Origin of the sequence: Methylobacterium sp. (assembly GCF_019745455.1) — a bacterium.
In the GTDB taxonomy this organism is placed as follows: domain Bacteria; phylum Pseudomonadota; class Alphaproteobacteria; order Rhizobiales; family Beijerinckiaceae; genus Methylobacterium.
Genome location: NZ_JAIETD010000126.1, coordinates 17,978 through 29,577, shown reverse-complemented (window position 1 = coordinate 29,577; position 11,600 = coordinate 17,978). Strand labels below are relative to the sequence as shown.

At 65.4% G+C, this 11,600-nt stretch carries 9 protein-coding genes and 1 tRNA gene; 5 read left to right on the top strand and 5 right to left on the bottom strand.

Features of this window, described 5'->3' with window-relative positions; genetic code table 11:
* Nucleotides 1-209 (top strand): hypothetical protein (locus K2Y56_RS22245; protein WP_292512945.1); only part of this gene is annotated, 209 nt, incomplete at its 5' end.
* A gap of 428 nt (nucleotides 210-637) precedes the next feature.
* Nucleotides 638-3,061, top strand: coding sequence for an MASE4 domain-containing protein (locus K2Y56_RS22240; protein ID WP_292512941.1), 2,424 nt, complete (start codon nucleotides 638-640; stop codon nucleotides 3,059-3,061).
* Nucleotides 3,062-3,166: 105 nt separating this feature from the next.
* Here K2Y56_RS22240 and K2Y56_RS22235 read toward each other — a convergent pair whose 3' ends face one another.
* Nucleotides 3,167-6,124, bottom strand: coding sequence for an Rne/Rng family ribonuclease (locus tag K2Y56_RS22235; RefSeq protein WP_292512938.1), 2,958 nt, complete (start codon nucleotides 6,122-6,124; stop codon nucleotides 3,167-3,169).
* 185 nt (nucleotides 6,125-6,309) lie between these two features.
* Here K2Y56_RS22235 and K2Y56_RS22230 point away from each other — a divergent pair, with 185 nt between their 5' ends.
* Nucleotides 6,310-6,525 carry a hypothetical protein gene (locus K2Y56_RS22230; RefSeq protein ID WP_292512935.1) on the top strand — a complete coding sequence of 72 codons (216 nt, stop codon included), beginning with the start codon at nucleotides 6,310-6,312 and terminating at the stop codon, nucleotides 6,523-6,525.
* A gap of 250 nt (nucleotides 6,526-6,775) precedes the next feature.
* Here K2Y56_RS22230 and K2Y56_RS22225 read toward each other — a convergent pair whose 3' ends face one another.
* Nucleotides 6,776-7,585 (bottom strand): exodeoxyribonuclease III, encoded by an 810-nt coding sequence (locus tag K2Y56_RS22225; RefSeq protein ID WP_292512950.1) that lies wholly within the window; start codon nucleotides 7,583-7,585, stop codon nucleotides 6,776-6,778.
* A 162-nt stretch (nucleotides 7,586-7,747) separates the two neighbouring features.
* Between K2Y56_RS22225 and K2Y56_RS22220 the strand changes: the two genes are divergently transcribed.
* Nucleotides 7,748-8,467 (top strand): lysophospholipid acyltransferase family protein, encoded by a 720-nt coding sequence (locus K2Y56_RS22220; RefSeq protein ID WP_292512932.1) that lies wholly within the window; start codon nucleotides 7,748-7,750, stop codon nucleotides 8,465-8,467.
* A 39-nt stretch (nucleotides 8,468-8,506) separates the two neighbouring features.
* Here K2Y56_RS22220 and K2Y56_RS22215 read toward each other — a convergent pair whose 3' ends face one another.
* Nucleotides 8,507-9,067: a DUF1003 domain-containing protein gene (locus tag K2Y56_RS22215; protein ID WP_292512929.1), complete on the bottom strand. Its 561-nt coding sequence runs from the start codon at nucleotides 9,065-9,067 to the stop codon at nucleotides 8,507-8,509.
* Nucleotides 9,068-9,285: 218 nt separating this feature from the next.
* Here K2Y56_RS22215 and K2Y56_RS22210 point away from each other — a divergent pair.
* Nucleotides 9,286-9,362: transfer RNA gene (locus tag K2Y56_RS22210), tRNA-Arg, on the top strand.
* A 158-nt stretch (nucleotides 9,363-9,520) separates the two neighbouring features.
* On the opposite strand, the gene K2Y56_RS22205 is transcribed toward K2Y56_RS22210, so the two are convergent.
* Together K2Y56_RS22205 and K2Y56_RS22200 are read right to left on the bottom strand one after the other, a co-directional pair.
* Nucleotides 9,521-10,381, bottom strand: a complete 861-nt coding sequence (locus K2Y56_RS22205) for a manganese catalase family protein (RefSeq protein WP_292512926.1) — start codon at nucleotides 10,379-10,381, stop codon at nucleotides 9,521-9,523.
* 331 nt (nucleotides 10,382-10,712) lie between these two features.
* Nucleotides 10,713-11,573, bottom strand: a complete 861-nt coding sequence (locus K2Y56_RS22200) for an SDR family oxidoreductase (protein ID WP_292512924.1) — start codon at nucleotides 11,571-11,573, stop codon at nucleotides 10,713-10,715.
* Nucleotides 11,574-11,600 lie beyond the last annotated feature (27 nt).

Genomic DNA, 11,600 nt, shown 5'->3' with positions numbered 1-11,600 from the left:
CGCTCGGCGCGGACGCGTCGTCTACATCGCTCTATGCCAAGTCCAAGGCCTTGGGAGAAGTGCAGGTCTTTTCCGCTAAACCAACACACCCAACAGAAACACACCCAAGAAGACGACAAATCAACCCGCCCCAATCAAAAGGCAAGCCAACCCGCCAAACCCCAAAGATGAAAACAACGCCAAACCACAAACGTGGCCAGCGCCGGTGAAAAGGTATCTAGGTGAGCCCGCGGAAACCGTCAAGTGAAAAAATGAAGGGAGCGATGAAGGGCCGAGGGTCGCTCCGTCCAGCTCGCTCTGGCCCTTCGCATGATGAACGGTTCCGCAAGCCTCGCATCCTGCATGACCTGGTCCCGGTAGCTCTCCTGTGAGATTTCCGACAGCCTGAATGGCCCTTCTTCAGGGGTGCCCTTTCACTCCCGAACGCGTCCTCCCGCAACGCATGGCTGCCTCGAAGAGAAAGCTTGAAGTCAGCTTGCGGCCATCGTGCAGATCGTCGAACGGCGCCCGATAGCGCTCCGTAACGATTTCACTCCCTTGTGCTTACGCGCGCATAGCCGAAGGACAGGTGCGGTGATACGGTCTGAATAAAATATATCATATGTAATTTGTGCCGCGGCGCCGAGTGGAGTTCCCCATGCTCGACATCTATTCGGCTCCACGCCTGCCGACCCTCGCCAACGCTTCCGCAACGTCTGCCCAGCGTCGCGCAGCGATGGTCGTCTGCGCAGGGTTCATCGTGGTCACCTTATGTTTCCTCCCGATGGTCGGACAGCCTCTGGCGCCGATGCCGGGCTTCATTCCTGCCTATCAGGCGGCACTGATCACCGTATATGCGGTGACGACTTACCTGCTCTTCGCGCAATACCGCCGTACGCGCTCTGTTCCTCTCCTCGTTCTCGCTGCCGGCGGCTTGTTCACGACGCTGATCGTCCTGATTCAGCTCTTGTCGTTTCCCAACATCTTCGGCCCGCAGCGCATCCTCGGCGTCGGCCCCGATACGACCACGTGGCTGTGGACCCTCTGGCATATCGGGCCGCCCCTCTTTGCCATTCCTTACGCGATCCTCGAGAGTCGGAAGCCCGAGGGCCAGATCGATCCCGCGCGCGTCGTTCCGGCGGAACGCTACACGGTCCTGGCAACGCTTGCCGTCGTTGGATTACTGACAGCTCTCGTCACGCGTTACGTCCATCTCCTTCCGAAGACGGTGCAGGGCGACGATTACTGGCTGCTGACGACATCGGGCGTCGGGCCGTCCGTCGTTGTACTCAACGTCCTTGCGCTGGTCATCCTGTGCTGGACCACCCGTCTTCGAACGGTATTGCAGCTCTGGCTCGCCGTCTCTCTGTTCCTGCTGGTCCTTGATAACGCCGTGACCCTGCCGGGGGCGGCGCGCGGTACGCTCGGCTGGCTAGCCGGCCGAATGGGGGCGCTGATCGCCGGCGTCATCCTGCTCGCAGTCTATCTGCGCGAGGTCGATTTTCTCTACGGTCAGGCCGAGCACACGGCCGCGGAGCGCGAGCGCCAGCGGGCAGACCTTCAGCTCGCCCGAGACAATCTCGCGATCGCCCTGGAAGCCGCGGATATGGGCGATTGGGAACTCGATGTCGCGACGGGACAGTCGCGCCGCACGCTCAGGCACGATCGCATTTTCGGCTACGAGAGCCTGAAGCCGGATTGGGATCTGACAACCCTTCGCGAGCACGTGGTCGCGGAAGATCAGGACCTGGTCGAGGCCGCCTTCGCCCGTGCGACGCTTGACGGACACCTCGAATGCGAGTGCCGCATACAACGGGCAGGCGATGGTACGACGCGCTGGATCGCGCTTCGCGGAAAAGGCTATTTCGACGGATCGGGCAAGCTCCTGACGATGGCGGGCGTGGTGATGGACACGACCGAGCGCCGCGAAGCGCAGGAACGACTGAACCAGACCCAGAAGATGGAAGCGATCGGGCAGCTCACCGGTGGCGTCGCCCATGACTTCAACAACCTGCTGACGATCATCATCGGCAACCTCGACATGATCGGTCGAAGGCCGGGCGACATTCAGCGGGTGGAACGGCTTGCCGCTTCCGCGATGACGGCAGCCCGCCGGGGGGCCGAGGTCACCGAAAAGCTGCTCTCCTTCTCGCGCCGGCAGGTGCTTCGGCCGGAGACGGTCAACCCGAACCGGCTGCTGACGGATTTCCGGTCGGTACTGCAGCGGGCCGTCGGCGAGACGATCCCCATCACCCTGGATCTCGATGCATCGCTCGATCCGGTCCGGCTCGATCCCGGCCAGTTCGAGAGCGCCATCCTGAACCTCACCGTCAATGCCCGCGATGCCATGCCGAGGGGCGGGACGGTGACGATCAAGACCGGCAACGTCGTGGTCGGCACGGCGGGCATCGAGGACATTCGGGACCTGGCCTCTGGCGATTACGTCGCCGTCTCGGTCAGCGATACCGGAACGGGCATGGACCCGGCGACGAAGGCCCGGGCGTTCGAGCCCTTCTTCACGACGAAGGATGTGGGGAAGGGGACGGGCCTCGGCCTGAGTCAGGTCTACGGGTTCGCCAAGCAGGCGGGCGGGAATGTCGGGCTGATCAGCGCCGCCGGGGATGGGACGACCATCACGATCTATCTGCCGCGCTCGGCCGAGAGGGCATCGGAGGTGTCCAGCGAGAACACCATGCCGCTCCGCCGCGCCTCCGACGGCAAGGTCATCCTCGTCGTCGAGGACGAAGCCGCAGTGCTCGAAATGGCGGTGGAGAGCCTGGAGGAACTCGGCTATCGCACGCTCACCGCCAGCCAGGGAGCCGCCGCCATCGACCTCTTGAAGGGATCGGACCGCATCGACATCCTGTTCTCGGATGTCGTCATGCCCGGCGGCATGAATGGGGTTCAGCTCGCCGTGGAAGCCCGTCGGCTTCGCCCCAATCTCAGGGTGCTGCTGACGTCGGGCTATACCGCCTCGGCCCTCGGAGAGCAGGGCGTCCCGCCGGACCAGCCTCTCCTCAGCAAGCCCTACCTGCGCAAGGATCTGGCCGAGAAGCTCCGCGTCGTGATGGGGCGGCGCTGACCTCTCCTCGGGCCAGAACCCCTCGAACACCCAATCCGGCAAAAGAGAAGGGCGGCGGCGCATACGCGCCACCGCCCGGATTCGTCATCTCTGATGGGCGAAGGATCACTCCCCCGTCAGAGCCGCTTTGGTACGAGACCACCAGCCGGCCCGCTTCGGCCGATCCGGATCGGGCGGGGTCAGCACCACCGCGACAGGCTCCGGCGCCGGTTCGGGATTCGGCGCTGGCGCCGCGTCCGAAAGGGTAGAGGTGGTCCTCTCCGGCGCTGGCGGCGTCACGGTGATCGGCAAGTCGAGAACGACCGCTTCGGACATCGGCGCCCCGGCCTCCGACGGCTGAGTTTCAAGGGATGCCGGCGGACCGGACGCACTCACAGCCTCGATCGCCTCTGCGGTGACGGGCTCCTCGGACTGCACGAGCACCGGACGCTCGGACGCGGTCTCCTCGACCTCAAGGTCGGAATCTTGGCGATCGGCGGAAGCCGAGCGCTCCCTGCCTTCACCGCGCTCGCGTCCCCGGCCGCCGCGACGTCCGCGACGGCGGCGCCGAACGGCGCCATCTTCCTCGCCTGGATTAGCAGCCTCACCCGGCGCAGCAGCCTCGACGGATGACGCCGAAGCGACCTCCGGCTCGTCCTCGCCGCCGTCCTCTGACTCGCCCTGGCCCTCCTCATCCCCGGCAGCCTGCTCGACACCGTCCTGTTCGCCGGTCTCGTGGCGACCGCCACGGCGGCGACGGCGGCGGCGGCGGCGACCCCGACCCTCGGCACCCTCCTCGCCTTCGCCCGACTGGGCCTCGCCGCGCGAAGGCGCTGCCTCCGCTTCGACGCCCTCGGTGGTCTCGAGCTCCTCGGCCTCGATCTCCTCGTCGTCGTCGAGCTCAGGCATCGCGGCGACGGCCGTCGCGCGAACACCAGTGGCCGGTCCTTCCATCCTCGTGGCGGGTTCGCCGCGGTCGAGCTGGAAGGCCGATGTCGCGGCGAGGCGCTCGTCGGCGGCGATGGTCACGGTGACGCCGAAGCGCACTTCCAGCTCACGCAGGTGCGCGCGCTTCTGGTTGAGGATGTAGAGGGCCACCTCGGTGCGCGTGCGCAGGACGAGGTTGTGGCTCGTGCTCTTGAGGAGGGATTCCTCGATGGAACGCAGGATCTGCAGCGCTACAGATGCGGTCGCACGGACGTACCCCGACCCACCGCAATGAACGCAAGGAAGTGACGAGCTCTCCAGCATGCCGGTGCGAATGCGCTGGCGGCTCATCTCCAGGAGGCCGAAGGGCGAGATCCGCCCGACCTGGATGCGGGCGCGATCGTCCTTGAGGCACTCGTTGAGCTTCTTCTCGACGGCGCGGTTGTTGCGCTTCTCCTCCATGTCGATGAAGTCGATCACGACGAGGCCGGCGAGATCGCGCAGGCGCAGCTGGCGGGCGACTTCTTCTGCCGCCTCCAGGTTCGTGCGCAGGGCGGTGTCCTCGATATCGTGCTCGCGGGTCGAGCGGCCCGAGTTCACGTCGATCGAGACCAGCGCCTCGGTCGGGTTGATGACGAGGTATCCGCCGGATTTCAGCGTGACGTGGGTCGAGAACATCGCGTCGAGCTGCTGCTCGACGCCGTAGCGGGCGAAAATCGGCGTCGGATCGCGGTAGGGCTGCACGACCTTCGATTGGCCGGGCATCAGCATCCGCATGAAGTCCTTGGCCTCGCGGTAGGCGTCCTCACCGGCAACGAGCACCTCGTCGAGGTCCTTGTTGTAGAGGTCGCGGATGGCGCGCTTGATCAGCGAGCCCTCCTCGTAGACCAGCGCCGGGGCGGAGGAAGACAGCGTCAGTTCGCGCACGCTCTCCCACAGCCGCATCAGGTACTCGAAGTCGCGCTTGATCTCGGGCTTGGTCCGCGACGCGCCGGCGGTGCGAAGGATCACGCCCATGCCGTCCGGCACCTCAAGGTCCTGGGCGACCTCCTTGAGGCGCTTGCGGTCGGCAGCGGAGGTGATCTTCCGCGAGATGCCGCCGCCACGCCCGGTATTGGGCATCAGCACCGAGTAGCGGCCGGCCAGCGACAGGTAAGTGGTCAGCGCCGCACCCTTGGTGCCCCGCTCTTCCTTGACGACCTGGACCAGGATGATCTGGCGGCGCTTGATCACTTCCTGGATCTTGTAGTGGCGCCGATAGGTGCGCGGACGCTCGGGGATCTCGGCGAGGGCGTCGCCGCCGACCTGGGCGATCTTGGGCTCGGCGTCCTCGCCCTCGTCGCCGTCTTCCTCGTCGCCGTCTTCCTCGTCGTCGTCTTCATCCGAGTCGTCGTCCTCGTCCGACTCCTCCTCGTCGTCCTCATCGTCGTCAGAAGAATCGTCGTCGGACGCTTCGTCATCCTGTGCGGAATCGTCGGCTTCGGCGCTTTCGCCTTCGCCGTTCTCGACAGCCGTCTCGGAAAGGGCGCCGACGGGGGCGTCGGCCTCGCCTTCGGCGGGAGCGGCAGGAAAAGCAGCCTCGGCGGAGGGCGGTGTTTCAATGTCGCCGGTTCTGGCAAGCTCGGTCGTCTCCGTCTCGGAGGACTGATCGTGAGCTTCCGTGGGCGCAGCAGCCTCGCTGGTCTCGACGTGGTCGACCTCGACCCGCACATCCAATTCGGAGCCGCCGAGGCCGGTCTCCGCGACCTCGCCGACGTCCTCGGCGCTTACCGTATCGGCGGTGTTGGCACTGCGCGCGGCCTCTGAACGGCGGCCGCGGCTGCGGCGGCGGGGCTTGCGCTCCTCGCGCTCGCGATGCTCCTCGGCATCGCGGGCCTCGTCCTCGAGCAGGGCCTGCCGGTCGGCGAGGGGGATCTGGTAATAGTCCGGATGGATCTCGCTGAAGGCGAGGAAGCCGTGCCGGTTGCCGCCGTATTCGATGAAGGCTGCCTGGAGCGATGGCTCAACCCGGGTAACCTTGGCGAGATAGATGTTACCGCGGAGCTGGCGCCTGTTGGCGGCTTCGAAGTCGAATTCCTCGACCCTGGACCCGTGGACCGTGACGACCCGAGTCTCCTCCGGGTGCATCGCATCGATGAGCATCTTGTTGTTGGCCATGACGAACTTTCGACATGGCGGCCGACGTCGTTCTCCTGCGGCCGGGCGTTCCGGGCGGAGCGCCATCCGGCCTCGGCCGTGAGGCCTCGACCGGCCGTGCTCGCGCCGACCCCGAATAAGGGGGCGTAAGTGCCAGGGCTGGGAAATTGCCGTCAACCGCCGTTGGGCGCCGGAAAGCGGCGCGCGTGGGGTTGATCCTGGCCAGGGTCGATGGCGAACCGGCGCCACGCGCGATGCGTACGCTTGAAACACGAGCAGCGGCAACCGATGCTGTGTGTCCGACCATCCTCTCCCTGACCTCGCGAAGACATGAGACCGGCATCCCGCCGGACTGTGATTTCGAGAACGGTGCGGCGATCACCGAAGGGATCGCCGCGAGTACCGACACCTGCCCGGTCTGAAAGACGCCGAGGATTGGACGCGGTGGACCGACTGCGAAAGCGAAGAGACCGGAACGGCCTGGACGCACCCGCGGGCCGCGGATCGAACCGCACGGCACCGGGAAGGGGACGATATCATTAGCTATTGGCGAGTGGATTTGGCAAGTGACAATCTTGGCAGGGGACAGTCTTGCCGAGACCCTGTCTTGGCAAGAGGCTACCTGCGGGCGCCGCGTTTCCTCCGGCACGGGTCCACGCACGGAGGTGGCGCTCAAAGCTCGATCGTGAGCGTCACCGGAACGTGATCGGACGGCCGCTCCCAGGCCCGCGTGTGCCGCGAGACCGTTACGGCGCGCACGCACGCGGCCAGATCTGGCGAGACCCAGGCGTGGTCGAGCCTTCGGCCCTTGTTCGCCGAGGCCCAGTCCGGAGAGCGGTAGCTCCACCAGGTGTAGATCTTTTCGGGTTGCGGCGTGAGGAGCCTGGCCGTGTCGATCCAGCCGGCCTCGCCGCGCAGGGTCTCGAGCCGTTCGGTCTCGACCGGAGTGTGGCTGACGACGTCGAGGAGCTGCTTGTGCGACCAGACGTCGTGTTCGAGCGGCGCAACGTTCAGGTCGCCGACGAGAATCGCCGGGCCGCTGACGCGGCGGCCGCCCCAGACGCGCAGTTCGTCGAGGAAACCGAGCTTGTGGGCGAATTTAGGATTGAGCGCGGGATCGGGCACGTCGCCGCCGGCCGGCACGTAGAAATCGTGGAGCACGATGCCGGCGGCGGCACCGGCTTCAGGGCCCAGTACCGCGGAAATGTGCCGGGCGTCCGCGCGCTCGCAGAAGCCCATCACGTCCCGGCTCAGAAGAGGAAAGCGCGAGAGGATCGCGACCCCGTTATAGCCTTTCTGCCCGGCGAACACGACGTGCTCGTAGCCCGAGCCGCGCAGCGCCTTGAGGGGGAAAGCGTCGTCCGGACATTTCGTCTCCTGCAGGCAGAGCACGTCGGGCCGATCCTCGGCGAGGAAGCGCAGCACCTGGTCGATGCGCAGGCGCACGGAATTGATGTTCCAAGTCGAGACAGTGAGGCGCAACGGCTGTGGCTCGTGATAGTGGTGGCGGATCGGAAGCACGCGGGCGGCCTTGCCCGAGCGCACCGATAGACCGGATCGCGGTCCCCGTCGCCGCGGAAATGCCGTTCTCCGGCCTCATGCGCAGCCGCCGACCCGAAAACTTCGCCTCAAGGGACTGCCCGCGTGCCGCGCCTTCTCTCCGTGCTCTTCAACCTCTACTGGGCCGCCTGGACGGCCTTGTTCCTCGCACCGCTGGTGGTGCTGGCGATCGCCGGGGCGCCGGAGCGGCCGATCCGGGCGGCAACGCGGCTCTGGGCGCGCGGCATTCTGTTCGGCCTGCACCGGATCGTGGGGCTGACCTATGTCGAGGAGGGCCGCGAGCGCATTCCGGCCGAGCCCTGCCTCATCGTCGCCAACCATCAATCGGCCTGGGAGACGCTCGCCTTCCTCATCATGATCCCCGACGTCGCCATCGTCGCCAAACGCGAGCTCGTGGCGATCCCCGTGGTCGGCTGGTTCCTGCGACGCTCTCCGATGATCATCATCGACCGCACGAACGGTTCGCAGGCGCTGCGCACCATGATCGATCAGAGCCGTGCGGCCATCGCCCAGGGACGTTCCGTCCTGATGTTTCCCGAGGGAACGCGCGGCGAGATCGGCACACCGGTGCAGTTCAAGCGCGGCGTCGAGCTGCTGTACGGCAAGCTCGGCCTCAAGGTTCTCCCTGTTGCGGTGAATTCGGGCCTGTTCTGGCCGACCGGCGGCAGCGCCAAGCGTCCGGGCACCGTAGTGGTGCGATACCTCGACGCCCTGGCGCCGGGCCTGGCAGCGGGCGACTTCATGAGGGGAACTCAAGAGGCGATCGACCGGGAGCTCGATCGCTGGCGCCCAGCCACCTTGTAGGGACCGAGACGGGCATCTGCCTGCCCATGGGTAGGTGCCTCACCGGTCCCGCTGCAGCTCGTCCAGAACCTTTTCCGGCGCCACGTGCTGCTTCAATTCGGCAAGGCCGGGATCCTCTGCCTCCTCAACGCCGAGCCGCTCGGCAATCGCAGCCGTGAGGGCGAGGAGTCGCGTGATCTCGTGCTCGGAAAGGAGGTTGATCTGGAGGTCGAGGTCGGCTCGCGCATTCGCCGCCGCGGCCGCGCGGTTCTGGCTGATCAGCACGAAGGTCGACAGGAAGATCGCCTCGACGGAAGCCGCCGTCGCCAAGATGACGAAGCTCTCGTCGAAGACGGGTAGGCCGGGCAGCCAATTCCGGTTCGCGGCGATCCAGCCTAGAACCACCACGGCGTGGAGGCAGACGAATGCCATGCTGCCGCAGAACCGCGTGACGGCATCGGCGATCCGGTCCTGCAGGGGGGTCCGTACCTGCTCGATCCGTTGCCGCTCCTGAAGCGCATGGATGTTGCGGCCGAGGACCGAACTGTAACCGCTCTCGGAAGGGAGGTCGGCGGTGGGGCTCGTCGGATAGCGAGCGGATTTCGGGGCGGATCTCGACATGATCGTTCGGTTTTCCACGACCGGAGCCCTGGTCACGTCCACGAGGGAAAAACAGATAGCAGCATCGCCGCGAGGAGCGGCTTGCGGTGCCTCCATCAAGCAGGCTGCATTCCCGCGGGCCGATTTTCCTGACGACGCTTCGAAACGCCTCTTGGGAAAGGCGGCCGCGTGACAATCGACTTCGAAAATCGCGGCTGCTAGGAAGGCTCCGGCGCTCCGACTCCGTAGCTCAGCTGGATAGAGCAGCCGCCTTCTAAGCGGCAGGTCGTTGGTTCGAGCCCAACCGGGGTCGCCACTCCAACCCTCTCGAACGCGTGGACGTTCTGCACCGAACCTTTCCGAAGCTTCCCGGGGCGGCTGCCTTAGAAGATGGCGCTGCTCCGTTGAGTAAGCCCGGTCTCGCGTCGATGCGGGAGCACCATCTCCGATGACGATGCCCCCGCTTCGTTCGAATCAGCCCTTGATCTGCTGGGATTCGGCACCGCTATCGGGTCGCGCCGGGCCGAGGACCGGTTCCTGACCCATCGGCTGGTTGAGGAAGACGCTGAACTCGCCCTTGCCGTCGATGGAGCGGCCATGGGTCCAGCGGCCGTCCGGCGGCGCCGAACCGTCGGCGGAGGTGGCGAAGAAGTTGTAGTTGAACTGCTGGTTTTCCTCGGCTTGCGGGAAGCTGTTCGGGATCGGCAGCGTCGCCTCGGCGCCGCCGAGATCCTCGATCACGGCGAGCCACTGATTCTGATGCATCGTATCCCTGGCGATGAGGAAGCTCCACATGTCCTTCATGCCGGGATCATTGGTGGCGAGGGAGAGCCGCACAGCCAAGGTCCGTCCCGTCGCCTCGGCTGCGACGTTGCAATACATGTCGGCCGCGATGTTACCGCTGGCGTAGATATGCGACATGTCGAACGGCACGCCGTCGGAATTGCCCGGGAACGCGGCCATGCCGGTGGAGAGCAGCTGCTTGTGCAGCATCCCCTCCGCGATGTGGCGCGGGTTCTCGCCCCCCATCACGGCACCCACGATCGCGTCGGCGGCGCCAGCCTCCTGAACCTTCGTCGGAGCATTCTCGAGGTTCATCGCGACGGCCGTGGCGAGCATCTCGATATGGCCGATCTCCTCCGTTGCCGTGTTGAGAAGCATGTCGCGGTACTTCGTATTCGGCGCCCGGTTGCCCCAGGCCTGGAAGAAGTACTGCATACAGACCCGGATCTCGCCTTCGACTCCGCCAATCGCCTGCTGCAGCATACGCGCATAGACCGGGTCCGGACTCTCGACCTTAACGGGATATTGCAGTCGCTTGTCATGGTAGTACATGGGCTGCCTCACGATCCTGAGAGAGAGCGGGCCAGTCGATCGACACATGAAAGGCCAATCGAGACAGTTCTTGGCTCCGTCCGCCTTCAACCGCGCGACCAATGCTTTGTTCAAAATTGACTTATGTTGAAATAATAGGTTTTTTACATTATATTTATTCTAATTTATCTAAAACCGATAAACTGTGATAATAACTAGTGATAATTTATCTTCTGCAATGCTTTCCGTCATAGCGGGAACAACTCGAGGCAGGTCTCGACCTCGTGGTTCGCGACCCGGTCGTCATGCCGCCGGTCGGGACCTGCCTGCTCTCGCTCCGCCCTCGTCGCGGTCAGATGATCGGCTTGCCGCCGGTCACCGCGATGGTCGCACCCGAGACGTAGCTCGATTCCGGGCTCGCCAGCATGACGTAGACGGGTGCGAGTTCGCAGGGCTGGCCCGGCCTCTTCATCGGCACCTGCGAGCCGAACTCTCGGACCATCTCCATCGGCATTGTCGAGGGGATCAGCGGCGTCCATATCGGGCCGGGCGCCACGCAGTTCACCCGGATGTCGCGCTCGGCCAGCAGCTGTGCGAGGCCGCCGGTGAAATTCTGGATCGCGCCCTTCGTCGTCGCATAGGCGAGAAGCTGCGGACTCGGCATGTCGGCATTGACCGAGGTGGTGTTGATGATGGCGCCGCCGGCACGCATGTGCGGCAGGGCGGCCTTCACGAGGTAGAACATCGCGTGGATGTTGGTGGCGAATGTGACCTCCCACTCCTCGTCGCTGATCTCCTCGGGTGCCGCGAAAGTCTTCTGGTGAGCGGCGTTGTTGACGAGGACGTCGATCCGCCCGAAGACCGAGACCGCCTCGTCCACGATCCTTCGACAATGCTTGGCGTCCTTGATGTCGCCGGCCAAAGCCACCGCCTTGCGCCCTGCCTCTTCGACGAGGCGGCAGGTCTCGCGGGCGTCGTCGTGCTCGTCGTAGTAGCTCACCAGCACGTCGGCTCCCTCGCGGGCGAAGGCGAGGGCCACCGCACGGCCGATTCCGCTATCGCCTCCCGTGATGATCGCCTTGCGGCCCTCGAGCCGGCCGGAACCCTTGTAACGGGTCTCACCGTAATCCGGCCGGGGGTCCATGTCGGCATCCCGGGCCGGAGGCGTGAGCTGGCGCTGCCGGTCGAAGGGCGGCTTCGGGAAATCGGTCATGCTCGTCTCCTGATGAGAGAAGGGAGT

What these genes read in the sequence shown, in the direction of transcription:
- K2Y56_RS22235 (WP_292512938.1), bottom strand. Translation starts at nt 6,124, where the DNA reads ATGGCCAACAACAAGATGCTCATCGATGCGATGCACCCGGAGGAGACT.
- K2Y56_RS22215 (WP_292512929.1), bottom strand. Translation starts at nt 9,067, where the DNA reads ATGTCGAGATCCGCCCCGAAATCCGCTCGCTATCCGACGAGCCCCACC.
- K2Y56_RS22200 (WP_292512924.1), bottom strand. Translation starts at nt 11,573, where the DNA reads ATGACCGATTTCCCGAAGCCGCCCTTCGACCGGCAGCGCCAGCTCACG.
- K2Y56_RS22240 (WP_292512941.1), top strand. Translation starts at nt 638, where the DNA reads ATGCTCGACATCTATTCGGCTCCACGCCTGCCGACCCTCGCCAACGCT.
- K2Y56_RS22205 (WP_292512926.1), bottom strand. Translation starts at nt 10,381, where the DNA reads ATGTACTACCATGACAAGCGACTGCAATATCCCGTTAAGGTCGAGAGT.